The following is a 24271-nucleotide window of genomic DNA, read 5'->3' on the forward strand; positions in this document are numbered from 1 at the left end:
CCATGCTGAGACGTAACGTCATCGCCGCCGCTGCAGTCGTCATGGCCGCGCTCATCGGTGGCTGTTCCGCATCGGGGGGAGCCACGGCCGCCGAAGGGGACATCGGAACCGGCGCACCCGCCGGAGCCAAGGTCACGGTCATCGAATACGCCTCGGTCACCTGCGGCGCTTGCGCGGCCTGGCAGGCCCAGACCTATGCAGCGTTCAAGGCCAAATACATCGACACCGGCAAGGTGCGTTTCGTCTTCCGCGAATTTCCGACCGGTCCGGTCGAGGTCGCCGCAGCGGGCTTTCTGACGGCGCGCTGTGCCGGCGAGGACAAATATCTGGATGTCGTTCACGAACTGATGGCCAGCCAGCAGGAAATGCTGGGCGGCGGCAATCCCCGGACCGTCCTCCTGCGTGTCGCGAACGCAGCCGGCCTGAGCGAGGAACAGTTCACCCAGTGCGTCACAAACCCCGACAATATCGCAGCCCTGGAAGCGCGGTCGCGCGCCGCGATCGACGCCGGGATCAGCGGCACGCCGACCTTCCTGGTCAATGGCGTGACAACGGGGCGGTCCCTGGAAGAACTGTCCGCAGCCATTGATGCGGAACTGGCCAAATGATCATCCGCCGACTGCTGATCGCACTCTGCCTTGGATTGTTCGCCAGCGTTGCCCACGCCGGTCCGCTCGACGTCACCGCCAGCGACCGGGTGCTGGGACGCGCCGACGCCCCGGTCACGGTGGTTGAGTATGCCTCCTTCACCTGCCCGCACTGCGCCGACTGGCACAACACCGTCCTGCCTGACTTCAAGGCCCGGTTCATCGATACCGGCAAGGTCCGGCTGGTGTTCCGCGACCTGCCGACCGACCCCGTCCAGGTGGCCGCCACCGCCGCCGCCATCGCCCGTTGCGCAGCTCCCGACCGGTTCTATGCCGTGGCCTCCAGCTTCATGTCCGGCCAGGCCCAGTTGCGGTCCAGCTATCAGGTCGGTCCCTGGTACGATGCCGCCATCGCGGTCAGCGGCAAAACCCCGGCCCAGATCGAGACCTGTCTGGCGGACCCCGCGACCATGGCCAACCTGAGGGCTGGCATGGAAGCCGCGTCGGCGGCCGGCGTGCAGTCGACCCCCAGCTTCTTCGTGAACGGCCGAGCCGTTCAGGATCGGACGCTGGACGGTCTGTCGTCGGCCATCACTCCCCTCCTGCCCTGATGCGCTGATCGGAGCGGGATGCAGTTCCAGCGCCTCCGTATCGTCGGCTTCAAGTCCTTCGTCGATCCGTCGGAGGTCTTCATCGAACCCGGCCTGACCGGGATCGTGGGGCCGAATGGCTGTGGCAAGTCGAACGTGCTGGAATCCATGCGCTGGGTCATGGGGGCCAACTCCGCCAAGGCCATGCGCGGCCAGGGCATGGACGATGTGATCTTCGCCGGGGCCTCAGACCGACCGCCCCGCAACCACGCCGAAGTTCAGCTGACCATCGACAATGCCCAGCGACGGGCCCCGCAGCCGTTCACCGACGCCGCCATCATCGAGGTGTCGCGCCGGATCGATCGGGGCCAGGGCTCGACCTATCGGATCAATGGCAAGGAGGTTCGCGCGCGCGATGTCCAGCTGCTGTTCGCCGACGCTTCGACCGGTGCAAACTCCCCTGCCCTCGTGCGTCAGGGCCAGATCAGCGAACTGATCGCCGCCAAACCGCAGAACCGCCGGCGTATCCTCGAGGAGGCGGGCGGCGTCGCGGGGCTGCACACCCGGCGGCACGAGGCCGAGCTGCGCCTCAGGGCTGCCGAGACCAATCTCGAACGGCTCGACGACATCGGCAAGGAGCTGGAGACCGCCCTGACCCGACTGCGCCGTGAGGCCCGGCAGGCCGAGAAATACAAGAAGATCAGCGCCGAGATCCGGGCCCTGCAATCGGCCCTGCTGTTCGTGCGCTGGAACGATGCCCGCATCGCCGCCGAGGCAGCGTCCAAGGACCTGCGCGAGGCGGACCGCGCCGTGGCCGAAGCCACCACGGCCGCCGCCGCCGCCCAGACGGTTGCCCTGAAGGCGCAGGAGGCCATGAAGCCGGCGCGCGAGGAAGATGCGGTCGCTGCCGCGCTGCTGCACCGCGCGACCCTCGAACGGGACCGGCTCGACATGGCCGAACAGCAGGCCCGGGCCGAGGTCGAGCGCCTGTCTGCCGAAACCCGCCGCATCGCCAGCGACATTGAACGCGAGATGTCCATGTCGGGGGACGCGGCTGGCGAGCTTTCGCGCCTGACCACTGCACTCGAAGTCCTGACCAGCGAGATCGCAGCCGCACCGGCACGCGGCCCCGAACTGGAGCAGGCGCTTGTCGCGGCCGAGGATGCTCGACGCGCAGCGGACGCCGAAGTCGAGCGGCTTGCCGGAATGCTGGCCTCTGTCGAGGCGCGAGCCAATGCCGAAACGGCCCGCAGACGCGATGGCGAGAGCCGCGTAGCCCGGGCCGAGGCCGCCCTGGCCCAGGCCCGGCGCGAGCGGGAGGCTCTGGGCCCCCTGGACACGCCTGAGCTTGCTGCGGCCAGGACGGCGCTGGAGACCGCGACCACCGCCCTCGCCTCCGCCCGGTCGGCGGTCGAGGAGGCAGAAGCACAGCGCGGCGACCTGGCCCGGGCCGAGGCCGACGCCCGCACGACGGCCCGCGCTGCCGAGGACCGGCTGGGTCGACTTCAGACCGAGGCACGCGGCCTGGCGGCCCTGCTGGTCTCGAGCAAGCGGGACCATCCACCGGCGCTGGACAGGGTGTCGGCGGGCAAGGGGTATGAGGCGGCGCTGGCCGCGGCCCTGGGCGACGATCTGGATGCCGCACTGGACAGCCGGGCCGCCGCCTACTGGAAGGGTGCCGAGGTCCCCGCCCCGGTCTGGCCTGTCGGGATCACGCCGCTGGCCGACCATGTCTCCGCCCCGCCTGAACTGGCGGCGCGTCTGGCCCTGTGCGGCGTCGCCTCTCAGGCTGAAGTGGGCGGACTGGTCGGGTCGCTTCCGGTCGGAGCCAGGCTCGTGACGCAACAGGGCGATCTTTACCGCTGGGACGGGTTCGTCTCCCGCGCGGAGGCTCCCCGCCCAGCCGCCGTCCGGCTGGGCCAGCGGACCCGGCTGGTCGAGCTGGAGACGGAGATCGATAGCGGCAAGCCTGCGCTGGAAGCGGCACAGGCGGCGCTCAAATCAGCCACCGAAGCCTTCCGCGCGGCGGAAGAGGCTGTGAAGACGGCCCGCCTCGCGCCATTTGCGGCCGACAAGGCGGTCACCGCGGCCCGGGACCGGGTCGAGGCCCTGTCGCGCGATCAGGCCCGTCGCGAAGCCCGGGCCCAGGCCCTGGACGAAAGCCTGGGGCGGTTGAGAGAGGATCTGGACGGTGCGCAACAGGCCCTGGCAGAGGCGCAGGCCGTTGATGCGCCATCGGAAACGCTGGACGCGCTCAGAACGGAACTGACGGATGCCCGCGCCGCCGCCGATCAGGCCCGCGCCACCTCGGCCCAGGCACGGGCTGACAGGGATGGTGAGGCCCGCGAACGGCTGGGGCGGGACCAGCGCCTCACGACCCTGACCCGCGAGCGCGACAGCTGGACCCTTCGCGCCCGGGACGCGGCGGGTCGGATCGTATCTCTGGAGTCGGATGCCGAGAAGGCGTCCGCCCTCCTGACCCAGGCTCGACGGGCACCGGAGGTCCTGGCGGCCCAGCGATCGAAATTGCTGGACGCCCTGACCGCTGCCGAGACCCGCCGGAAGGCCGCTGCCGACACCCTCGCCGTTGCTGAAGGCGAAGCCATGGAGGCGGACCGCAGCAGCCGCGCCACGGACACGGCTGCCGCCGCTGCCCGCGAGGCGCGTGCCGGCCTGGCAGCACGCGCCGAGGCGGTGGCCGAGCGGCTGGGCGAGGCCGAGGCCACACTGGTCGAGACAGCTGGGCTCTCGCCCGCAGAATTGGGCCAGAAGCTGACCGATGACGCCATCGCCCGGCCGCCGGACGCGGCAGGCGCCGAAAGCCTGCTGCATGGGCTGGAGCGCGAGCGCGAGCATCTGGGGGCCGTGAATCTGCGGGCCGAGGACGAGGCCGAAGAGTATGCCGAGCGGCTGAACACCATGCGGCTGGAGCGGTCCGACCTGACAGGAGCCATCGCGAGGCTTCGTGACGGGATCGACGAGCTGAACGCCGAGGGCCGCGAACGGCTGGTGGCGGCGTTCGATGTCATCAACGACAATTTCAAGAGCCTGTTCGAAACGCTTTTCGACGGGGGCCAGGCCGAGTTGAAACTGGTCGAGAGCGATGACCCGCTGGAAGCCGGACTGGAAATCTTCGCCTGCCCGCCCGGCAAGCGTCTGTCGGTCATGTCGCTGATGAGTGGGGGTGAACAGGCCCTGACGGCGGCGGCCCTGATCTTTGCGGTCTTCCTGGCAAACCCCGCCCCGGTCTGCGTGCTGGACGAGGTCGATGCGCCGCTGGACGATGCCAATGTCGACCGCTTCTGCCGCATGCTGGACGCCATGCGGACCCGGACCGACACGCGGTTCATCGTGATCACCCACAACCCCGTGACCATGAGCCGGATGGATCGCCTCTACGGCGTTACCATGCCCGAGCGGGGAGTTTCGCAGCTGGTCAGCGTGGACCTGACCCAGGCCGAAAAGCTGGTGGCCTAGGGCGTCATCGCATGGGCGGCAAAGACAGCCACCATGGCCACAATCAAACCCCCAGCGATCGCAATGGTCCAGCGCGGCATCACGTCAGTATTCACCGCACCCTCAGACCCCACGGGGGCGGAAACTTCAACGCGGTGAGCGTCGTCATTCGCCGCTCGGCTGTCGAAGCGCGGCGATGCTGGCGCGCGCCAAGCTGCAGCCTGGAAGTTCTCGCTCACGGAACGTGACATACGGGGGGTGGCCAAGATGAGGTCTTTCCATCACGGAGAAGCGCCACTTCAGCGCCACAGTTTCGATGGCGTCAAGTCGGCTGGATCAGGCCGCCACCGGCAGGGCCATCGGACGGTCGCTGACGACGAACAGATGCTCGACATTTCTGAGCCTGCCGACCGCACCGACCTTCTTGCCCTTGTGATTATGAATGCCGATCCGAGCCCCGACGTAGCGGGGGCGAGCGATGTCGATCACCTGCACATGGCCGCGAGCAGACAGCATTCGCTCCAGTTCATCGCGTGACAGATAGCCTTCGTCATTGAACGAGACGATGAGGTTGGGGGCCCGGATGGCGTCGACCACGGCGCTGAGGGCCGGACCGATCCCCGGTCGGGAGTTGAACGCGCTCTTGCGCGTCCGGACATCCACGCGCTTGTTGGCAATGCCGTAGGTCTCGGGCTTGTCCCAAAGCACCAGACTTTCCCAGACGTGGTAGTTCCCGAGGTAGGAATGCTGGTTATAGGGCGGGTCCAGATAGACGAGATCGCCGTCGAACTGACCGGCAATGTCGAGGGCGTCACCCTGGGTCGCACGGCACGGGCCGGCTTCCGTTGCAGGCTGGAGGTCCGGCATCCGCAGCGTCAGAGGGTTCAAAGCCCGGTCAGCCCAGCGCTTCATATAGGCCATATGGACGCCGGCCGTGGAATCGACCCGGTCGGCGGCTTCCATCAGCGACACCAGAGCTATGGCCTTCAGCTCCGGCTCCAGACCCATGGCATCGATCCGGTCGCGCATGGCATCGATGCGTGCGCCGTTCGCCGGGTGAAAGAACCGCGCATCCTCGCAGAAGGTCTTGGTGAACCAGCCCTCGGCCGGTGCGGTACTCGCGAGATCAGCCAGCACGACGGCGGCCTGGTCTGCCCACCGGTTCCGATCAGCCTGGACATAGGCTGTCGCCAGGGTGTGGGCATAGGCATTGTGGTCGTTCGACCAGACCCGGTAGCCTTGCCCCTTCAGCGCATGGCCGACGCGGGCGCTGCCGGAAAACAGGTCGCAGACGATGCCGCCGTCCGGCAGCAGTCCGCGCACCGACGACAGGATCGGGTCCAGCAGAGCCCGTTTGGAGCCAATATATTTGATCAATGTTGCGGACTCACCCGGTGAGTGTCTACGCAACGCCCGAAAAATGGAACCCTTTGCCCCGCAAGGCGAGCAGAGGCCTCAGCGTTTGCCCTTGCGAGCGGGGGCGTGGGCCAGCCGAAGCAGGTTCGCGGCCCCCGGCGCACCGAAGGGCGTGCCGGCAAGGATCAGGATCCGCTGGCCCGGTTGGGCCAGCCCGAAATCCATGGCCGACTTGACTGCATTGTCGGTCACATCTTCCAGCGAAGTTGGCTCGTTGCCGAGGCGCGGCTCCAGTCCCCACACCAGGGACAGACGCCGGGCCGTTTCCGGCTTGGGCGTCAGGGCCAGCATGGGCTGCAGCGGCCGCTCGCGCGACATCCGCCGCGCCGTGCCGCCCAGGGTGGTGAAGATCACGATACAGGCCGTCGACTGGGCCTCGCCGGCCTTGCGCGCGGCGGCCACCAGGGCGTCGGCGTCGATGTCGTCCATGCCGGCGTGTTCGGCATCCATCAGGCTGGGCCACAGGGGATCGGCTTCGACCCGCTCCATGATCCGGTTCATGATGCCGACGGCCTCCAGGGGATAGTCGCCCGACGCGGTTTCTGCCGACAGCATCAGGGCATCGGCGCCTTCATAGACGGCATTGGCGACGTCCGACGCCTCCGCCCGGGTCGGGGCGGGTGAGGCCGTCATCGACTCCAGCATCTGGGTCGCGACGATCACAGGCACGCCCCGCCGACGCGCGGCGCGAATGATGGCCTTCTGGGCGACAGGAACTTCCTCGGGGTCCATCTCGACGCCCAGGTCGCCACGCGCGACCATGACGCCATCGCAATAGTCGAGGATGGCCTCCAGATCGGCCAGCGCCTGGGGCTTCTCGATCTTGGCGAGGCAGGCGGCGCGACCTTTCACGATCGACTTGAGCTCGGCCATGTCCTCGGGCTTCTGGACAAAGCTCAGGGCGACCCAGTCCACGCCGATGCGCAAGGCGAAGGCCAGATCCTCGCGGTCCTTGGGCGTCAGGGCCGAGACGGGCACCACGGCCTCAGGCACGGCGACACCCTTGCGATCGGACAGTTTCGAGCCGCTTTCGACCGTGACGTCCGCCCATTCGTCGGTGCGGTCATTGACCCGCAGCCGGACACGGCCGTCGTCGAGCAGCAGCAACATGCCGGTGCGCAGGGCCCGGAAGATTTCGGGATGCGGCATCTCCACCCGGGTCGCGTCGCCGGGCGTGGGGTCCAGGTCGAACCGCATCTTGTGGCCCGGCTTGATGTCGATCTCGACATTGGCGAACCGGCCGAGCCGAAGCTTTGGCCCCTGCAGGTCCGCAAGGACGCCTAGCGGCCTTTGCAGCGCCAGCTCCGCGCCGCGCACGGCCTTCAGGGCTGCGGCGTGGTCCTCGTGCGAGCCGTGACTGAAGTTCAGACGAAAGACATCGACCCCGGCCTCGGCCAGCGCCTTGACCATGCCCGGTGCCCGACTGGCGGGCCCGAGGGTTGCAACAATGCGCGCGCGTCTTGCCCTGATCATGATCGTCCCGTTTGCCGGTCGCGTTTCCCTGCGACTGTTTGTGCCAATGATCCGTGACGGGTGTAAGCCCACCATGGGACGGGAAACAGGAAGTTACGGTCGGTTACACAGCCCCGTGCACTGTATAACGGGCCGTGATGCCGTCGGACTCCCAGTCATGGCCATCCAGGCTGTCCAGCGCGTTGCGCAGCAGCAGATCGAACATCGGACGGTCTCCGGCCGCCAGTGCCGGTCCCAGATACTCCGTGACCATCGCGCGGACCGGCAGGGTGCCGAGCGGACCGGGCCGGCTCAGCGCCAAGGCAATACCATTGTCGATCCACCCGGCCAGGGTGTCGAAAAAGTCGGTCGACCCGAGAAAATCGGTATCCCGAATGACATAGAGGGTGATCTCGCCCGTCGTCAGGCCGTCCGGGCGGACGATGATGCCGCTACGGTCCGGACGCCAGTCTTCCGAAAGCTCGACCATCCGCCACACACAGAACCAGGTGCGGCAGGTCTGCGGCCGGATCGCATGAACGCCACAGCCCGCGCCGTCGACACAGTAGGCGCAGAGTTCGCCCGTCGGCTTGGCCAGTTCGGGCAGGTCCAGCGGGATAAACCGGCAGCATTCGACGCAGCCGCCGCAGTCCCGATCCGGCAGCAGCGGCAAAGTCACGAAACGTCCCTTCGTCAGATGGTGCGAGCGGCGGGGGTCGAACCCGCATGACCGAAGTCGACGGATTTTAAGTCACACACGTCTCGTTCCAAGGTATTGGTTATAGCAGGTTTTTTAGCCTTTGGAAGCCGCTGTGTAAGGCACTGTGTAAGCCAGAACCCCTCATAGCCCCAGATAGGACGTCAACTCTCTGGCGGCGGCGGCTCCCGCGGGATTGGCGCCGATCGTCGAGGCCGACGGACCGTAGCCGACGAGGTGGATACGGGGGTCCTTGGCGACCTGCGTCGCCAACCGGCCGGCCATGACGATCCCGCCGCCCTGCTCACGCAACTGCAAGGGTGCCAGGTGATCGAGGGCGCTGCGGAACCCGGTGCACCAGAGGATGACGTCCGCCGCCTGATCCGATCCGTCGGTCCAGCGGACACCGGTTTCGGTAATTTCCGCGAACATCGGCAGTCGCCAAAGCACCCCACGTTCTCTCATGGCCAAGATCGCCGGGGTGATCGGCAGGCCCGTGACCGAGACGACCGAGCCCGGCGGAAGACCTTGACGGACCCGTTCCTCCACTCGCGCCACGGCCGCCCGGCCATCCTCCTGAGTGAAGGGCGTCTCGCGGAACTGAGGCTCACGGCGCGTAACCCAAGTGGTCGAGGTGACCTGCGAGATCTCGTCGAGCAGCTGGATCGCGGAGATACCGGCCCCGACCACGATCACGTGCTGGCCGGCGAACTCGTCGGCCGTCCGATAGTCCCTCGTATGCAGCTGCCGGCCTTTGAAGTCCGCCGCCCCGGGGTACTCCGGAATGAACGGCGCCTCCCAGGTCCCCGTCGCGTTGATCACCCCGCGAGCCGAGAAGACGCCCTGGTCGGTCTCCACCCGCAATCGCTCCCTGCGGTCACAGACCGCCTTCACCGACACGGGCCGGTGGATGCGTAGATCGAAGGCTTTCTCATAGGCCGCGAAATACTCCGGCACCGCGACCGAGGCCTTCACCTGGCCGTCTTCGGTCTCCACCGCTTCGTCGAACCTCATGCCCGGCAGATCGTGGACGCGGTTGACTGTCGTCAGGGTCAGCGACGGCCAGCGGTGTTGCCAGGCGCCGCCCGCCCCTGTGTCCTGGTCAAAGGTAATGAAGCGGCGATCCGGCTCGAAGCCGAGATTACGCAAATGATAGGCCGACGACAGCCCCGCCTGGCCGGCGCCGATGACGACGATGTCGACCTTGATCGCGACCCGCGCCGTCGCCTTGGAAGTAGAAGGACCGGAGACAGGGCTATCCGTGGCCATGATCGCGACGGTCTAGAACGCGATCCGCGCTTCGCGCGCGGCCCGGATTTCGACCAGGGTCTTCTGCCGCTCGTGCTTGTAGTCGTACTCGCTGTCCATCGCCGCGATGAAGCGAGACCGGGTGAAATGCCAGTCGATCGTGGCACCCTCCCCTCCAACCAGCCAATCGCCTCCGACCCACTGCGGGACGCTATGAAAGAGCAAGACAAGCGAGGCGGCCATCACGCGCTCCGCGATGCTGTTGAGGTCCGCCACATACGATGGCCGTTCGTTGCCCGCGCTGACCCCCGCTTCGGCCGCGTCTATGGACTGGAGAATCTGCATCGGGGTCAGATGAACGTAAGCGGACGTCTCGTGGAAAAGCTTCCCAAGCTCCACCTTGAAAGGTTCACGCAGCGCCTCGGGCAGTTGGGCGAGCGTCAGGTCCTTCTTGATCGAGATCTTTGAAGACGCGAGTTCGTCCTCGAACAGCTCAAGCTTCTCCTGAACGGTCGAGCCGTAGGCCTCCTGCTGCACGAAGGCGATTTTGATCGAGGCTTCCAGAAGGAAGCGAAGTTCGCGCTTGGCCACATTGAGCAGGCCCTCACGCGCGAGGGCGATGATGGACACGCCGGACTGGAGCAGGTCCTGGGCGAGGTACGACAGGACATGATTGGCAAGATAGGACGGGTCTCGCGCCGTGTCCTGAACGATGAACCCCAGCCCCGCGAGATAGGCTCGGGCGATATTCTGGGTCGAGCCGATGACATCCGCTAGTTCAGCCGGAAGGTCACGAAGCTCGGTTCCTCGCATCATGTCTGGAGTCCTGTTCCGCTTCTGTCGAGGGTGAAAGATGGCGCTCGTCGGGGAGAAGCGACAGCCCGGCTGGCGTAAAATCCTGCGGGCATTACCGATCGCGCCTCGAGGTTTCCTTGGCCCTGCGATCAAGAGCCCGCACTCGCGACGGTGAAGCGGGCGCGTCCTGGAACTATACAACGGATATGGACCGATCAGAGCAGGGTGTCGCGCGCTACCTCGAAGGACTGAGTCTGGGTTCGGTCTGCTTCGAGCCGGATGGAAATGTGCCGCCGGATTTCCTGGTGGGCGGCAGGATCGCCGTCGAAGCACGGCGGCTGAACCAGAACTTTGAATCCGACGGCGGATATCAGGGGTTGGAACACGTCGAGGCGCCGGTGGCCAAGTTCGTCGACCGCCTTCTTCCAACCTTCGGCGAAGCGCCGGCCGGCAAAGGCTGGTGGGTGTTCTTCTACTTCTGGCGACCGTTCGACTGGAAAGTCGTCAAGCGCGAGATGAAGGCGGCCCTTGAGGCATTCAGAACCAATCCTGCCCCAGCCGGACTGCAGGTTCATCTCGATCCCAATTTTGAGCTGGAGATCCGCCCGGCGACCATCGTCGTCGAGCACCACTTCATGCTGGGGGGCTATGCTGACTGGGACGCCGGCGGCTTTGTCGCGTCGGAGATCATCCGCAACCTCAACCTCTGCGTGGCGGAGAAGACCCGAAAGATCGCCCCGTACCGCGACCGGTACGCCGAATGGTGGCTCGTGCTGCCCGACAGGATCGGGCCGGATCTCAACATGGATGAGCGGCGATCAATCGGCGATCATGTCGATCTGCTCGGCTTTGACCGCGTGGTCCTCATCCATCCCAACGACCCGGCAAAGGCCTTGGTCCTCGCCCCATCCGGTCCCACGTGATCCGTCTCGCCTCTGGGTAGCCAGATCGCGATGCACGCGATACCTGTGGACCTGGCGGGCTCCGGGACGATAGGCGCCAATCTAGAGCCGGGGGACGCCTTGTGCGTCGGCGGCGATTGACGGTGAAACGCCGGGCTTCCACACAGAAGTTCCTGGCCCGCCCCCTCTCCCTAGTCCGGGTCGATCATCCCCGTGCGAACCGCGTAGGCCACCGCTTCGATGCGCGTTCGAACCCGTAGCTTCGCGCAGACCTTCTCAAGGTAGCTGTCCACGGTGCGGGGCGAGAGCCCAAGGATCGCTCCGATGTCGGACGAGCTCTTGCCGCGGCTCACCCACTCCAGACACTCCGTTTCGCGCCGGCTGAGGCTCGGCAGGTCCGGCGAACTTTCGCTTTGAGGCCGCGCGTCCATGACTACTCCGAGTTGAACACTCCCAGACATAATTCGCAGCGGCGTCACCGGCAACGACAGTGATTTGCGGGCCATCCGCCAGTTTTTTGCGGTCGTTGGATGCCGCGCTTGTGTCCTTGTCGGCAACCAGCGGACCGGACTAGAGACAGGCCGTCGGGCGCCGCGATATAGGCCGGGAGCAAGAGCCAGGGCTCGCCCATGGCGGAGGCAGCGCTCCCCGCTGAAGCAGCGGGCCTCGTCGCAGAGGATTCCAACGCCCGACCCCTCCGCCTTGCGCCGGGATTCCGTTTGATTCATGCTTCGGCGTCGGCGCTTGCGCCGTCAGGGGCGTGGAATCCCCTGTGCGATGCCTGAACAAGGATCCGCCCTTGGCGGTCGCTGCTTAACGGCAGCCCGAACCCGTGCGCTTGCCCGGGCGCGGTCGAGCCTTGTCGCCATCACCGGATTCCCACGGCCAGTTCGAGGGTGGAGAGTGAATTGAGCGACGCAAAGGAGCTTGAACCGGAGGGCGATGGGCTTGGCGGCCTTTACAGGCGCTATGCCGCATGGCTGGGCCGCCGCCTTCGCACGCACGTCAATGCGGAAGACGCCGCAGATATCGTCCAGGAGACCTACCTCCGGATCGCCCCGATGGCGACGGACACGATCCGCCATCCCAAATCGTTGCTGCTGCGCGTGGCCACCAACCTCATGCGCAACAATCACCGGCGTCAGGCCTTGATGGATTCGGCGCGCCGCGATTTTGGATCGGACGACACCACCTCAGCGCCCCAGTCGCAGCAAGTGCTGCTGAAGCAGATCATTCTCACCATGCCGACCCTCTACCAGGACGTGTTCGTTTTGAGTCGCTTTGGCGGTATGACGTACCAAGAGATCGCCGACCTTAAGGGGCTCAGCGTCCAGGCTGTCCAATGGAGGATGTCCAAGGCGCTTGAACACTGCACTGCTCGGCTGGACGAATAGGCAGGTCATGATGACGGTCGACACAGACCACGACATCCGGCGGCAGGAGGCCGCCACCTGGTTTGCCCGCCTGAACCAACGCAAGGTGACGACCCAGGACGTCACGGGCTTCAGCCAGTGGCGAAGATCGCCGGAGAACGCGGCGGCCTACGAGCGTGTCGAGGCGCTTTGGGCTGCGGCGGAAACGCTCTCGGTCGACCCGGAGATGGCCGCTCTCACGGCCCAGGCCAAGATCGGGCCGGCGCAATCCCACAGGGAGGCGCCACGCTGGTCGTACCTGCTCAAGCCTGTGGGAGTGGTGGTCGGAGCCGTCGTGATCATCAGCGGCGCCGGACTTTGGAGTCTGACACGCCCTGCCGCCTATCAGACGGCGACGGGCGAACAGCGGACTGTTCGCCTGAGCGACGGGTCTCAGCTGACGCTGGATACCGCCTCCCGGGCGACGGTTCGCATCACCGGCTCGAACCGAATTGTGACCTTGACGGCAGGACAGGCGTATTTCGACGTGGCGCGAGACCCATCCCGCCCCTTCGTCGTCAAGGCGGGCGACACCAATGTCACCGCCACGGGCACCCGTTTCGATGTCCGTCGCGTCGATGACGGCGCCCGCGTCATTCTGGTCGAAGGCCGGGTCCTGGTGCGCAAGGCTGAGAGTGGCGATCGATCCTGGGCCCTGCGTCCCGGCCAGCAGATTTCCACCCATGCAACGGCCCCGGTCGTCCAGGCGACCGACGCTGCGGGAGCGACCAGTTGGACGCACGGTCGACTGACCTTTCATCAGACGCGGCTCGACGACGCGATCGCTGAGATCAATCGCTACAGCGACCAGCCGATCGTTCTGCGGGCGCCATCCCTCGCCGGCATCGCGGTCAACGGCGTCTTCGACAGCGACGATCAGGGCGGCTTCCTCGCTGCTTTGGTCGATCTCTACGGCGTGTCGGCAACGAGGGAGAGCGACGGAACCATCACAGTGACGGCAGCGGCTGCCGCCACGGCTGAAAATAATTCGTAGGCGGAGTTAGAGGTCGCCTACGTCTCGATTGTCTCTTCCCCACCCGCAAACACGCGGGCACCTTGGAGGGGGAAAGACATGCGTATTGGATATGGATCAACGGCGCTGGCTGCGGTGCTTCTGGCGACGACGGTCCCGGCCTTTGCGCAGACGGCTGAACCTGTCCGCCAGTACCAGATTGCGTCCGGCCCCCTCGATCGGGCGCTGACAGCTTTCGCCCGCCAAAGCGGCCTGCAGATCCTCTATCCGAGCGCCTTGGTGGCTGGACGAAGCTCGGCCGGCGTGATTGGCAGCTACTCTGCGGAAGGTGCGCTTGCACAGGTCCTGCGCGACACCGGACTCACGTATCGCCGGACACGGCCGAACGTCTTCGTCCTCGTCGATCCTGCCCAGCGCGCTGAAGCGGAATTCGACACCACCCAACTGGACGAAGTCGTCGTAACGGGCAGCTATCTGCGAGGCGTGGACAGCCCGTCGCCGGTCACCGTGCTCACCCAGGACGATGTGGCCCGTCAGGGTCGTGCAACCGTCGCGGAGGCGCTGGCAGCCCTGCCGCAGAACTTCACCGGCGCAGCCTATGAGGGCTCCGCGAATACAGGCGCCGATCGCTCGGGCCGCAATGTCAGCTCAGCGACCGGCGTAAACCTCCGAGGCCTCGGAGCCGATGCAACGCTCGTTCTGGTGAACGGACGACGTGTCGCCGGGACCGGCAATGCCGGCGACTTCGCGGACATCTCGAACATTCCCTCCAGTGCGATTTCTCGCGCAGATGTGCTGCTGGATGGGGCGTCCGCCCTTTATGGCGCCGACGCCGTCGGCGGCGTCGTAAACATCATTCTGAAGTCGCGGTTCGACGGCGCCGAGAGCCGGCTTCGCATCGGCGGCACCAGCGATGGCGGCGCCGAGGAACTTCTTTTCTCTCAGACTGGCGGGTTCAACTGGGCGAGCGGCAGCCTCGTAGCGGCCTACGAGTACCATGATCGCGGCGAGCTCGAAGGAGCGGACCGAAGCGCGACAAGAGATGCTGACCTACGCCGTCTGGGCGGGTCCGATCGCCGCCAGACGTTTTCCGCCCCTGGCAACATCATGAGATTCGACGCCGCTACGGGTATCTACACGCCGATCTATGCCATTCCCGAAATTCAGAACGGCGTGGGTCTGACCCCGGCCAGCTTCATCGCCGGACGGGTCAACCGAACCAGCCCGATCGAGGGGCAGTGGTTTCTCCCGCACCAGGAACGCCAGAGCTTGTTTCTGGCGGGCCGCCAGAACCTGCCGGGTGGGTTCAGCCTTGACGGCGACATCCGTTACACCGACCGCAGCTACATCCTGAGGACCAACGCGGATTTCGGAACCTTCACGGTTACCTCGGCGAACCCTCACTTCGTGTCCCCGAACGGCTCAGTCTCCCACGATATCGCCTATTCCTGGATCAACGACCTGGGTCCCGCTCGCACGAACGGCGAGACGGAGAGCCTCGGGGGCGCATTTGGGATTGATGGCAACCTGTTCGGATGGAACATCTCTGCCTATGCGAGCGGAGGTCGTGAGATTAACGGCCGCACCCTGTCGAACCGCGTCCAGACTACCTTTCTCGCAGAAGCCTTGGGATCACGCGCCGATATCCCGACCACGCCCTTCACCACGGCGAGGGACGGCTTCTTCAATCCCTTCGGAGACCCCGCCGCCAACTCGCCCGCGATCCTGGCGCATATTGGCTCCGGCTATAGCTGGGCGGAGAATGTCAGCACCGTCAGCTCCTTCAACGTCAAGGCCGACGGGACCTTGCTGGAGCTCCCCGGCGGGCCTTTGCAAATGGCCTTGGGGTTCGACTTCCGACAGGAGCAGTTCGAAACCGACGGCGTGAGTTTCCTGTCCGGCACAGCCCCGCGGGTCGCGGCCCACACGGAGTTCGCGCGCGACGTGGCAGCGGCCTTCTTCGAAATCCGCGCTCCGCTCGTGAGCGCCGATAACGCCAGGCCCGGTCTCGAGCGACTCGAGCTCTCGCTTGCAGCTCGTTACGAAGAGCACGAAGGCGTCGGCGAGACGACCAATCCGAAGGTCGGCGTGCTCTACAGTCCGACGCAAGGCCTGCTCTTGCGAGCAAGCTACGGGACCTCGTTCAGGGCTCCGTCGCTGCGCGAGCTGCAGACGGCCTATGCCATCGGCCCGACTTTCCTGAACCGGAACGGCGGGAGCGTTCTTTCGCTCATCCAGTACGGCGGCAACCCGGACCTGAGGCCGGAGACGGCCGACTCGATCACGGCGGGGTTCGTCTGGACCCCGGCCGCCTATGAGGGCTTCCGTCTGGAGGGCGGTTGGTTTCGCACGCGGTTCGACGACCGGATCGGCAACCCGGTCATCCAGAACCTGACCAACGCCCTCAACGAGCCCGCGCTCGCTCCTTTCATCCGTTACGTCTCACCAAACACCAACGCCGATGATCGCGCGTTGGTCCAGGCGCTCCTGGATCATCCGGGCAACTTCAACCCCGCCGTCTTCCCAGCGACGTCCTATGGCGCTGTCGTCGACAACCGCTTCGTGAACGCGTCGGGCGTCGAGGTCGAAGGTTTCGACCTGTCCGCACGCTACCGGTTCGATCTTGGGTCGGGGCAAGCCCTCCTCGACGGAACGATCACCCATCTGTTGACGAATGAGCGTACAATCACGGCTGCCTCGCCGACGGAAGATCTGCTCGGCGATCCGAATTTTCCGGCCCGGTGGCGCGGTCGGATCGGCAGTCAGTGGGTGAGTGGTCCCCTGACCTTCGGTCTGATCGCCAACTATGTCAGCGGGGGGCGTGACCCGCTCGGCGGACGGCGGATTGACGACTGGACGACGTTCGATGGCCAGGTTCGCTATGACTTCGCGGACGGTTGGGGAGAAGGTCTTTCCCTTACGTTCAACGTCCTCAATCTCGCAAACGCTGAACCGCCATTCTACGACGCGACCAGCGGGATCGCCTACGATCCCGCTAACACCAACGCCCTGGGTCGCCAGCTGTCCTTGCAACTCGTCAAGCGCTGGTAGGCCATCATGCGAAGGACGCTTGTCCGCGCACTCGGCGCGATCGCTTTGTCGTGGCCGCTCGCGGCTGCGTCAGAGCCCCTCACGCTCGACACCCTTCTCGGACTCGAGACCTTCGGACGGATCGCGATCGACCCGTCCGGCAGTGTCGCCGTATTCGAAGAGAGGCGAGCGAGAGGGGACTTGCCCCGCTACGATCTCCAGCCAGAAGGCGCGCTGCGATACGCGCGGCTTTATCGGTTCGATTTGGGGACGCCCTCCGGAGTCCGACCACTCCTGTCGATGGAATCGGATGCCGGCTACACGATGGGGCCCTTCTCGCCCAATGGCGCACGCCTCGTCGTCTTCCGGCTTCAAGGGCTGACCTTCCGGTTAGGGATCGTCGAACTTGCAAGCGGGGATGTCACCTGGACCGATCTGTCTCCAGAAAGCGGGGCGTGGGGTCGCTCGGTCGAGTGGCTTTCGAACGACGCGTTCATCGTCCTCGGCATACCGGATGGCGAGCTTCCGCCCCGCCTGTCGAGCATGAACGCCACCCAGGTTCGCTTGCCCGACCTGTGGGCGAAGGCCGCTCGCGGCGATGCGGCCTATGTGTCCGTCGGCGTGGGCATTCCTGAAGGACCTCGTCCGGTTCGACGGCTCTGGCGGGTTGATGTAGGAAGCGGCCGCTCCACCGTTCTTTCGGAAGGCCCGTTTCTCGATTTTGAGGCATCGCCGGACGGCAGGCACATCGCGCTGGTGCTGGATGGTGCGCTATATCCGCTCCCCGACCCTGAAAGCACGACCGAAGCCCGGCGCGCCCGATCCCTGCGGCTCGTTGATGTTGCTTCAGGAGTCTCGATCGATCCGCCGGAAGCGCGAGATATTTCGACGAGCCTCCTGGCCTGGTCGCCCTTATCCGACGCCCTGCTGACGGCGACCGTCGATACAGAATTACCCAGGCTCCTCGCAATCACGCCTGCTGGCTCCGTCCGCGATGTCACGCCCGCTGGCATTTCACCGAGCGTAGTAATCGATTCCCAGCTTAATCCCACGGCCCAGGCCGGCTGGCTGCGCGGCATGCCGATCGTCCGGGGCGTGCAGGACGGACGGCTCGGTTGGCACCTGCAGGATGAAGCGGAAGTTTTGACGATCGAAGGTCTGGCTGAAGACGCACGCCTCGCCGTGCAAGGTCGGGATGCGTTGCTTTTCGTCAGCAGAGGCCGGATCGTCCGATTGACCTCCGATCGACGCCTTGAGGATCTCGGAGCCGCATCGACGGCAAACCGCGCGGATGGTCCTTTCGGCCAACGTGCGCTGGTCGATCCCATGAAAGCCGACAGTGCGGTCGTGCTTGACGATGAGAGACGGCTTTGTCGTGTCACGGCCGAGATCGGCCCGACGACCTGCGTGCCGGGCGCTCCCGGCGCTGCTGTCAGCTGGGCCGGGAAAGTCAGCGTCAGCCGTGGACCTGAGGGGAGAGATTTCAATCGTCTTCAGGTTCAAACCGACCGCTCGGCAGAGATCGCCTGGCGGCTGAACCCCGAACTGGATCAGGTTGACGTGGCGCCTCCCCGGCTCATCACGGGCCCCGCCGGAGCCCGGGGCTGGCTGTATCTGCCGGTGGGCGAGGCCGGCGTCCGCCCCCCGGTGATCGTGATCCCCTATCCCGGCAAGACTCATCCAACACCGCCGCCGACCATGCGGCCCGAAGGCGTTCAACTGACCCTGAACGGGCAACTGCTTGTCGCTGCAGGCTACGCCGTTCTCTACCCGGACCTACCGACCAACGACGAACCGTCAGCGAGATTGGCCGACAGGATTTTGATCGTAGTCGACGCCGCAGCTTCTGAGGGCCTGATCGACGCGGAGCGTATCGGCTTGTGGGGACACAGCTTCGGAGCATGGGCGTCCGTCCTCAGCGCAACCCAGTCTTCCCGGTTCAAAGCCGTCGTCGCCCTCAACGGTTCTTACAACCTGCCAGCATCCCTTGGCGGAATGTCACCGCACCACCGTCTCGCAGGACTCAACGATTCCGATGTCATGGGGACTGCTAGATGGCTGGAGGCGGGCCAAGTCGGAATGCGGCGGTCCTACTGGGCGGATCCAGAGCGCTACCGGCGAGGAAGCGCCTTCGAGGGCGCCGATGCAATCACCGCCCCGGTGCTCCTGATCCATGGAGAGATGGATTTCGCGACCGGTCAAGCGGAACAGATGTACGGGGCCCTAGTCCGGCTGCACAGTCCCGCAGCCCTGACTTATCTGTTTGGCGAGGACCACAGTATCCACAACCCCGGAAACGCCCGGGTCTACTATCGGCAAGTCTTGGCTTGGTTTGACCGATATCTCATGCCTGTCGGCGCGCCAAGCGATCCTGCCAGTGTCTCACCCAGGCTTCCGTCAACGCCAGACTGAGAATCGTTGTGTACCCGCCGCGCCAGAGCAATGCCTCCCGGGTCAGACGCTCCTCCATCGCCGGATCGAGCAATCCGGCTTTGGCCAGCGCCCCGTCCAGTAGGTAGGACCGAAGGAAGGGGAGTTGATCGGCGACCGCCTCACCATAGTAGGCTCCAAGTTCTCCCTTGGACCGCCGCGCGTACAGAGCCGGCGGCAACAGGTTCTGGAAGGCGGAGCGCGCGGCGGCGCGATCACGGCCGCCCCAGGTCAGATCGACCGTAGACCATGCAAGGCCCGCTTCCAGAACCGGCTGGCTGAGAAGGGGGTTTACGCAGGCGCCATGTCGGCTGCGCACGGCTTGGCCCTGAAAAGTCTGGCAGAAGGAAAGGACCGATATTTGGAGCGCCTTGGCCGGTGGGACACCGCGAAGATCCTCGAGCCATGGATGATCCCAGGCATCTCGACTGCGCCGGTGTTGGCGCCATGCGCTGACCCAGGCACGAGGCCATAACGACCGACGGGTCCAACGGGCGATCCGGTGAAGCACTGCCAGGCGGGCGCCGATCCCACGCTCACGAATTTCGTCGAAGGCGATAAGCGGGCTGGGCATCTGGAAGAAAACCGCGTCACCGCCCTGCCCCGTGAGCGAACCCCAAGCTCCCGTCTTTGCGATCCGCATCGCAATGTCGTCGTTGTAGTCCGGATCAATATCGTTGATGGCGGGCCTGAAGCCGCCGGCGGACTGCGCAAGGCGGTCCGCGGAAAGGCCGAGCTTTTCACGTCGCACTTCGCTCAAGGTGAACCCGAACTGTTCGACAACGGGACGGGCATATTGGCGCTCATCGCCTTCTGGCTGCTCTACATAGTGATTGACCCAAGCGCTGACCTGCTCACGCTGGCTCTGCTTAAGCGCGCCCGCAATAATGGCAGAGTCCAGACCGCCGCTGACTTCAGCCACCCAGATGCGATCTCCCGCCAGGGCGCGAACAGCCCGCTCGACGACAACACGCAGGTCCGGTCGCTCCCTTTGCCTCGCGGCCCGATAGATTTCGGCCGGCCGCCAGATCTGTTCGACAACTGAACCGCGCGCTCCAAGCGTTCGAAGTTCTCCAGCTGCGATCGGCGTCAGGCCTTTCAACGGCAGGGAGTGCCGATATTCGCCAGCTCGGCGCACCAGGTTGGCAACCGCCAGCCAATCGATCTCAAGATCTTCGGGCAGCAGGGGATCAAAGGCTGCCTCAGGATGCGACGTAGTGATGGTGACCCCATCCCGCCTCCAGGAGACCGCCTCGAGCGCACCGGAAGGATCTCGCAGCACAGCGACGTCACCCGATGTCCTCCGGACCAACACGTAGCGGCCCCAGAGTTCGGAGACGACCGCTTGGGCTCTCGCGGTGTCCAGTGGACGACATCCACAGACGGCCCGTTCCTGCGCGGTCAGCGGCCGACCCTCACGATCGAACATCTCGCCGATCAGCACGCCGTGTCCATCGAGGCCGCCGGTGACCTCAAGCCGCCCGTCCGCCGGGGTAAAGACCTGAAGGAAAGGGAAGGCCAAACGCTGGATCCAGCCCTCATTCGTCAATCGGTCCTGCGCCAGGGAAGCCAGGGAGCTGATTGCCGCAGGATCGTCGCCGACAAGGATAAGAAACGACTCGGCGCTCATGCTCAAATCGCCAGTATGGGTCGGTACATGGTCAGTGTTTCCGGTGCCTGGCTCACTGAGACGTCGCCGATCTGCAGCCAGCAGTGCGCCAGGAACGGCCAGGTGCGCACACCGAACACCCAGTCAGCGTCGAAGCCGGCGGCGTTGATGAAGCGCAGTAGAAGCTCAGTCTGCAGAAGACACGCCCCGGTGCGTGGCGCCCAAGGCAGGAGCTGTCGGAATATCTCTACGCGGGCAGCTACCGCCTGAAGATCGTCACGCTTTCCTGTGCGGCCGGCGACACGCGCTTCAAGGCCTTGAAGCGTCGGTTGTCCGCGAATGGCGTCGATCCAGATCGCGGCGAAGATCGCCGTATCCTTGATGCTTGGCGCTGCCATCACAATCGGCAACGTCTCGACCGGCAGCGAAGGCGGCCCCTGTCGCGGCAGGACACGACCGCCCGATTGCAGGAGTTCGTCGGCCGCGAGCCGCACGAGTGTTTCAACGGGCCCGTGCAGTTCGTTGCCGTCGACCACCAGATCGCCGCAGTCCGGCAGCAGCAGATAGTCATCGGCGCTCATGTCGAGCAGGACCAGATCGCTGCCGCAGCGTGCGGCATGGACGTGAGGAGCCAGCTGTCCGTACTCGGCGGAGAGTGACAGTGTGGGTGCGACGCAGGTCATTCGAACGGAAGGTCAAATCTCTGCGTTGTCTGCAGTTCTACGAACTCACCGTCTGCGCCGCGGGTCAGGCGGCGGGCGGACCCCAGAACGAGACTGTGTTTGATCGTCAGCAAGCGCACGATGGGTGCTCCCTGGAATAATGAAGGTCTGGGCAATCGCTTGGGGGGCCGGCTTGGGCCGCCGGGGTCGGCGGCCCTGCCGATGCTATTCGGTCGGCATGTCCCACCGGAAATGGGCGTTCATCTCGACGAAATCGCCGTCGGTGACGGCGCGGGTCAGGAGACGCGCGGCGCCGAACCGCAAGATGCGGCTCTTGGTCTGGACCTTCATGGCCAGGCTCCGTTGTTTGAGTGTCGGCCTCTGGTGGGGACGCGCCGGTCGAGGCCGGGCCGGGCGTCCGGGCCGCCCCGGAGGGCGACCCGTCGCGATCACTCGCCCGGCGGGATGTCGTAGAGCTTGGAGGTGTTCAGCTCCGCGTAGTCGCCTTCGGTAACGGCGCGCGTCAGCTTGCGGGCCGCGCCGAGGCGAACGAGTCGCGTGGTGCTCTTGGTGGTCATGGTCGTCTCCTCATCTGAAGGTCGACAAAAGGTCGACGACGAACCATCAGCGCTCGAACTCAAATCGATTCAAACTGCATTGTTCGTGTATTCGACGTCGGCGGGTTCGAGCCGCCGCATGCGTCGCGCCAAGCCAGGCGCCGCAGAGATCCAACGGGCGTAATAAGCCTCAATGGAGCCATGGCGGACGGCGGCGTCGACTTCCTCTTCCCGGCCTAAGGCACGGATCGGCGCAAGCCGGCTGGCGACCCGTTCAAAGCTTTCCTTCAGCGGGTCGCTGTCGCAGTCCGAAATCAGAGCGGAGATCCAGGATTCGAAGTCAGCGTCAGTCCCGCTCAGAGGGGTTGAGACGCGATTGAGGTTCGCGGCGAGCCTGACATAGGCCTCTTCGAGCTGGATCAAGCCGATGATCTCCTCGGTCGGAGCGGCGCGGGTGAAATAGCCGAGGCCCCGGCGGTCTTCGATGAGGCCCTCGCCGCATAGTCGCGACAAGGCCTCCCGAACCGGACTCGTACTCAGGCGAAGATGACCGGCGATGTCGGCAATCGGCAGATGCTGTCCGGGCGCCATGCCATCCCTAACGGCCCGACGAAGGGCGGTGAGCGCCTGTCCAAAGGGATCACGCGTTCTCACAACCCACCGTTTACGGGCGATGGGCCAAGTGACGTCAGCGACGTTTGCTCCGCCCTCTGCACCACCGACAGGTCCCCAACCGTAACCTTCACCTCATGAACTCCACACCGGCGGCGCTACACTGTGTTCCGCAAGTTATTTGCGCAGGAACCGCAAGTTTGCGCTCAAACAACCACTTACGTCTTTCATTTGGGACGCGTTTGGCTCATTTTTCAACCAGTAGGGGTGCGAGGGGTCTTTCCCCGGTGCGCCATGATTTCAGGGATTACCCGACGGATGGACAGCGCCGACCGTGACGCGCAAAGCGAAATCCTGTCTGCAGCGCTGCGTCTCATTCGAACGCACCGGCGTATGAAGGCCGCCGAGGTCGCGGCCGGAATGCATATGGCGCTGCGGTCATACGAGCATTTCGAGGCCGGCGGAGGTCGGGTCAATCTCGAACGAATTCATCGCTTTGCCGAAGTGACCAATTCCGACCCCTTCGCCATTCAAGCGGCGTTGGCCCTGGGCTCGCCCGCCTATGCGTTGCGTTGCGCCGACAATAAACTGATGACCATCCTCACGGTGGCGCTCCAGGAGTTTGATGAAGACGTGGGTGATGCGATCACCGACCTGGACGCCCGGACGATCATCAACGCCTTCACCAAGACTCTCCAGGATCTGGCTCTCCAGTCGGTTCGCCACGACAGCGCGGCAAACGCCTGGTTGCAGGAGCGGCTCGGCAAGCTTGTTTCGCCCGTCAAGGCGTCGGATGGCGACTCTGCGGACGAGACCCCACCGTAGACTCTCCGTCAGAGGGTTACGGGCTAGCCGCAAAAGCGCAGCCCTCGTTTCCTTGGCGCATGACCCAGTATGCTTACCCTGAGCCTGGCGAACGTCCCTCCGCCGATCTGTCGCCGCGTCAAGTCGAGTGTCTTGAACTCGCAGCGACCGGATTGACCTCGGCCGAGATCGGCCGCCGGCTCGGCGTTTCATCGCGCACTGTCGATGAGCACCTGCTGACCGCCTGTCGCGTCCTGGGCGTCCGCACCCGGGTTCAGGCCGTGGCGCGGCTGGCGATGGAAGAGCGCCGGCCTCCCGAGCCGCGGAGTTTCCTACCGTAGATCCCCGGCGGTGAGGTCGCGGGTCGCGCGACACCGGCTCCGGGTTTCTGCTGTCTCCCGAAAGGAGACCGCATTGCTCGACCTCAGTCTGATCCTCGCCTTGGCCGAACGCTGCGCACCTCAAGTCGCGCCGCAGACGATCGCGGCGGTGGCTTATGCCGAAAGCCGCTTCAATCCGGTGGCGATCGGTGTGAACAGCGGTCCCCGGCCGGTTCGAACCCCGAGAAGCCGGGAAGAGGCCATTCGAACTACGCGTTCTCTCCTGGCTCGCGGCGCGAACCTCGACCTCGGCCTGGGCCAGATCAACAGCGCCAATCTTGAGTGGCTGAACCTCTCGATCGAGGATGTTTTCGACCCCTGCAAAAACCTCACGGCGGCCGGGGTCGTTCTCCGTAGCGGCTATCGCTGGTCTGTCGGCGAGGACCGGCAGGTGGCGCTGAGGGTCGCCCTCTCCCGCTACAACACCGGGCACCCGGATCGCGGATTCCGGAACGGCTATGTGGCCCGCGTGGAGCAGGCGGCGGCGACGCTCGGCGTCCTTGCGCTCGCGCCGGACCGCCCGGCCCCGACCGATCTCGAACCCCAGCCCGCCGCGCCCGAGCCGGTCGCCCCGATCGGACGCTGGGATGTCTTCGCCCTGGCCCCGTCCAGTGCGGTGCTCACCTTCCCGCCCTCCGCTGTCCACATGGAGTTCTGAC

22 protein-coding genes are annotated in these 24271 nt (G+C 65.4%); 11 read left to right on the forward strand and 11 right to left on the reverse strand.

The window, feature by feature from the left end; translation table 11 throughout:
• Nucleotides 1-2: 2 nt before the first annotated feature.
• The 3 genes from GGR13_RS10525 to smc are packed head-to-tail and all read left to right on the forward strand — an operon-like array spanning nt 3 to nt 4654.
• Nucleotides 3-608, forward strand: a complete 606-nt coding sequence (locus GGR13_RS10525) for a DsbA family protein (RefSeq protein WP_183213480.1) — start codon at nt 3-5, stop codon at nt 606-608.
• Nucleotides 605-1198: a thioredoxin domain-containing protein gene (locus tag GGR13_RS10530; protein ID WP_183213481.1), complete on the forward strand. Its 594-nt coding sequence runs from the start codon at nt 605-607 to the stop codon at nt 1196-1198. Before GGR13_RS10525 ends, GGR13_RS10530 begins: the two co-directional genes overlap by 4 nt.
• An 18-nt stretch (nt 1199-1216) precedes the next feature.
• Nucleotides 1217-4654 carry a chromosome segregation protein SMC gene (gene smc / locus GGR13_RS10535; RefSeq protein WP_183213482.1) on the forward strand — a complete coding sequence of 1146 codons (3438 nt, stop codon included), beginning with the start codon at nt 1217-1219 and terminating at the stop codon, nt 4652-4654.
• A gap of 315 nt (nt 4655-4969) precedes the next feature.
• Here smc and GGR13_RS10540 read toward each other — a convergent pair whose 3' ends face one another.
• From GGR13_RS10540 to GGR13_RS10560, 5 genes are all read right to left on the reverse strand, one after another.
• Nucleotides 4970-6010, reverse strand: a complete 1041-nt coding sequence (locus tag GGR13_RS10540) for a DNA adenine methylase (protein WP_183213483.1) — start codon at nt 6008-6010, stop codon at nt 4970-4972.
• Between the two features lie 78 nt (nt 6011-6088).
• The gene (gene pyk / locus GGR13_RS10545; RefSeq protein WP_183213484.1) at nt 6089-7522 is read right to left on the reverse strand and encodes a pyruvate kinase; all 1434 of its coding nucleotides are present in this window, start codon (nt 7520-7522) and stop codon (nt 6089-6091) included.
• Nucleotides 7523-7625: 103 nt separating this feature from the next.
• Complete coding sequence (locus GGR13_RS10550) at nt 7626-8180, reverse strand: hypothetical protein (protein WP_183213485.1); 555 nt, start codon at nt 8178-8180, stop codon at nt 7626-7628.
• Between the two features lie 162 nt (nt 8181-8342).
• On the reverse strand, nt 8343-9467 hold the full coding sequence (locus tag GGR13_RS10555) for an NAD(P)-binding domain-containing protein (protein WP_183213486.1): 1125 nt from the start codon (nt 9465-9467) through the stop codon (nt 8343-8345).
• 12 nt (nt 9468-9479) lie between these two features.
• Nucleotides 9480-10262 carry a hypothetical protein gene (locus GGR13_RS10560; RefSeq protein WP_183213487.1) on the reverse strand — a complete coding sequence of 261 codons (783 nt, stop codon included), beginning with the start codon at nt 10260-10262 and terminating at the stop codon, nt 9480-9482.
• 185 nt (nt 10263-10447) lie between these two features.
• Between GGR13_RS10560 and GGR13_RS10565 the strand changes: the two genes are divergently transcribed.
• Nucleotides 10448-11164, forward strand: a complete 717-nt coding sequence (locus tag GGR13_RS10565; RefSeq protein ID WP_183213488.1) for a hypothetical protein — start codon at nt 10448-10450, stop codon at nt 11162-11164.
• A gap of 170 nt (nt 11165-11334) precedes the next feature.
• Here the strand turns inward: GGR13_RS10565 and GGR13_RS10570 are convergent, their stop codons facing one another.
• Nucleotides 11335-11649 carry a helix-turn-helix domain-containing protein gene (locus GGR13_RS10570; protein WP_246347794.1) on the reverse strand — a complete coding sequence of 105 codons (315 nt, stop codon included), beginning with the start codon at nt 11647-11649 and terminating at the stop codon, nt 11335-11337.
• Nucleotides 11650-12051: 402 nt separating this feature from the next.
• Between GGR13_RS10570 and GGR13_RS10575 the strand changes: the two genes are divergently transcribed.
• From GGR13_RS10575 to GGR13_RS10590, 4 genes are all read left to right on the forward strand, one after another.
• Nucleotides 12052-12537, forward strand: coding sequence for an RNA polymerase sigma factor (locus GGR13_RS10575; RefSeq protein ID WP_183213489.1), 486 nt, complete (start codon nt 12052-12054; stop codon nt 12535-12537).
• A gap of 7 nt (nt 12538-12544) precedes the next feature.
• Nucleotides 12545-13549 (forward strand): FecR family protein, encoded by a 1005-nt coding sequence (locus tag GGR13_RS10580; RefSeq protein WP_246347795.1) that lies wholly within the window; start codon nt 12545-12547, stop codon nt 13547-13549.
• Between the two features lie 78 nt (nt 13550-13627).
• Complete coding sequence (locus tag GGR13_RS10585) at nt 13628-16579, forward strand: TonB-dependent receptor (protein ID WP_183213490.1); 2952 nt, start codon at nt 13628-13630, stop codon at nt 16577-16579.
• Between the two features lie 279 nt (nt 16580-16858).
• Nucleotides 16859-18970 (forward strand): alpha/beta hydrolase family protein, encoded by a 2112-nt coding sequence (locus GGR13_RS10590; protein WP_183213491.1) that lies wholly within the window; start codon nt 16859-16861, stop codon nt 18968-18970.
• Here GGR13_RS10590 and GGR13_RS10595 read toward each other — a convergent pair.
• From GGR13_RS10595 to GGR13_RS10605, 5 genes are all read right to left on the reverse strand, one after another.
• Nucleotides 18903-20618 carry an asparagine synthase-related protein gene (locus GGR13_RS10595; RefSeq protein WP_183213492.1) on the reverse strand — a complete coding sequence of 572 codons (1716 nt, stop codon included), beginning with the start codon at nt 20616-20618 and terminating at the stop codon, nt 18903-18905. The genes GGR13_RS10590 and GGR13_RS10595 overlap by 68 nt on opposite strands.
• A gap of 2 nt (nt 20619-20620) precedes the next feature.
• Nucleotides 20621-21280, reverse strand: a complete 660-nt coding sequence (locus tag GGR13_RS10600) for a lasso peptide biosynthesis B2 protein (RefSeq protein ID WP_183213493.1) — start codon at nt 21278-21280, stop codon at nt 20621-20623.
• Nucleotides 21281-21484: 204 nt separating this feature from the next.
• Nucleotides 21485-21610: a hypothetical protein gene (locus GGR13_RS16760; RefSeq protein WP_281380575.1), complete on the reverse strand. Its 126-nt coding sequence runs from the start codon at nt 21608-21610 to the stop codon at nt 21485-21487.
• Between the two features lie 98 nt (nt 21611-21708).
• Complete coding sequence (locus GGR13_RS16765; protein ID WP_281380576.1) at nt 21709-21837, reverse strand: hypothetical protein; 129 nt, start codon at nt 21835-21837, stop codon at nt 21709-21711.
• Between the two features lie 69 nt (nt 21838-21906).
• Nucleotides 21907-22470, reverse strand: coding sequence for a GntR family transcriptional regulator (locus GGR13_RS10605; RefSeq protein ID WP_343060350.1), 564 nt, complete (start codon nt 22468-22470; stop codon nt 21907-21909).
• Between the two features lie 276 nt (nt 22471-22746).
• Here GGR13_RS10605 and GGR13_RS10610 point away from each other — a divergent pair, with 276 nt between their 5' ends.
• From GGR13_RS10610 to GGR13_RS10620, 3 genes are all read left to right on the forward strand, one after another.
• The gene (locus GGR13_RS10610; protein WP_221230605.1) at nt 22747-23253 is read left to right on the forward strand and encodes a helix-turn-helix domain-containing protein; all 507 of its coding nucleotides are present in this window, start codon (nt 22747-22749) and stop codon (nt 23251-23253) included.
• 59 nt (nt 23254-23312) lie between these two features.
• The gene (locus tag GGR13_RS10615; RefSeq protein WP_183213495.1) at nt 23313-23573 is read left to right on the forward strand and encodes a helix-turn-helix domain-containing protein; all 261 of its coding nucleotides are present in this window, start codon (nt 23313-23315) and stop codon (nt 23571-23573) included.
• A gap of 73 nt (nt 23574-23646) precedes the next feature.
• The gene (locus tag GGR13_RS10620; protein ID WP_183213496.1) at nt 23647-24270 is read left to right on the forward strand and encodes a lytic transglycosylase domain-containing protein; all 624 of its coding nucleotides are present in this window, start codon (nt 23647-23649) and stop codon (nt 24268-24270) included.
• Nucleotide 24271 lies beyond the last annotated feature (1 nt).

The sequence above is a fragment of the Brevundimonas variabilis genome (assembly GCF_014199945.1).
GTDB lineage: Bacteria > Pseudomonadota > Alphaproteobacteria > Caulobacterales > Caulobacteraceae > Brevundimonas > Brevundimonas variabilis.

Excerpts from the sequence above, each read along its gene's own strand:
- GGR13_RS10525 (WP_183213480.1), top strand. The coding sequence starts at position 3 with ATGCTGAGACGTAACGTCATCGCCGCCGCTGCAGTCGTCATGGCCGCG.
- GGR13_RS10530 (WP_183213481.1), top strand. The coding sequence starts at position 605 with ATGATCATCCGCCGACTGCTGATCGCACTCTGCCTTGGATTGTTCGCC.
- smc (WP_183213482.1), top strand. The coding sequence starts at position 1,217 with ATGCAGTTCCAGCGCCTCCGTATCGTCGGCTTCAAGTCCTTCGTCGAT.
- pyk (WP_183213484.1), bottom strand. The coding sequence starts at position 7,522 with ATGATCAGGGCAAGACGCGCGCGCATTGTTGCAACCCTCGGGCCCGCC.
- GGR13_RS10555 (WP_183213486.1), bottom strand. The coding sequence starts at position 9,467 with ATGGCCACGGATAGCCCTGTCTCCGGTCCTTCTACTTCCAAGGCGACG.
- GGR13_RS10560 (WP_183213487.1), bottom strand. The coding sequence starts at position 10,262 with ATGATGCGAGGAACCGAGCTTCGTGACCTTCCGGCTGAACTAGCGGAT.
- GGR13_RS10565 (WP_183213488.1), top strand. The coding sequence starts at position 10,448 with ATGGACCGATCAGAGCAGGGTGTCGCGCGCTACCTCGAAGGACTGAGT.
- GGR13_RS10570 (WP_246347794.1), bottom strand. The coding sequence starts at position 11,649 with ATGGCCCGCAAATCACTGTCGTTGCCGGTGACGCCGCTGCGAATTATG.
- GGR13_RS10580 (WP_246347795.1), top strand. The coding sequence starts at position 12,545 with ATGATGACGGTCGACACAGACCACGACATCCGGCGGCAGGAGGCCGCC.
- GGR13_RS10585 (WP_183213490.1), top strand. The coding sequence starts at position 13,628 with ATGCGTATTGGATATGGATCAACGGCGCTGGCTGCGGTGCTTCTGGCG.
- GGR13_RS10590 (WP_183213491.1), top strand. The coding sequence starts at position 16,859 with ATGGAATCGGATGCCGGCTACACGATGGGGCCCTTCTCGCCCAATGGC.
- GGR13_RS10595 (WP_183213492.1), bottom strand. The coding sequence starts at position 20,618 with ATGAGCGCCGAGTCGTTTCTTATCCTTGTCGGCGACGATCCTGCGGCA.
- GGR13_RS10600 (WP_183213493.1), bottom strand. The coding sequence starts at position 21,280 with ATGACCTGCGTCGCACCCACACTGTCACTCTCCGCCGAGTACGGACAG.
- GGR13_RS16760 (WP_281380575.1), bottom strand. The coding sequence starts at position 21,610 with ATGAAGGTCCAGACCAAGAGCCGCATCTTGCGGTTCGGCGCCGCGCGT.
- GGR13_RS16765 (WP_281380576.1), bottom strand. The coding sequence starts at position 21,837 with ATGACCACCAAGAGCACCACGCGACTCGTTCGCCTCGGCGCGGCCCGC.
- GGR13_RS10610 (WP_221230605.1), top strand. The coding sequence starts at position 22,747 with ATGGACAGCGCCGACCGTGACGCGCAAAGCGAAATCCTGTCTGCAGCG.
- GGR13_RS10615 (WP_183213495.1), top strand. The coding sequence starts at position 23,313 with ATGACCCAGTATGCTTACCCTGAGCCTGGCGAACGTCCCTCCGCCGAT.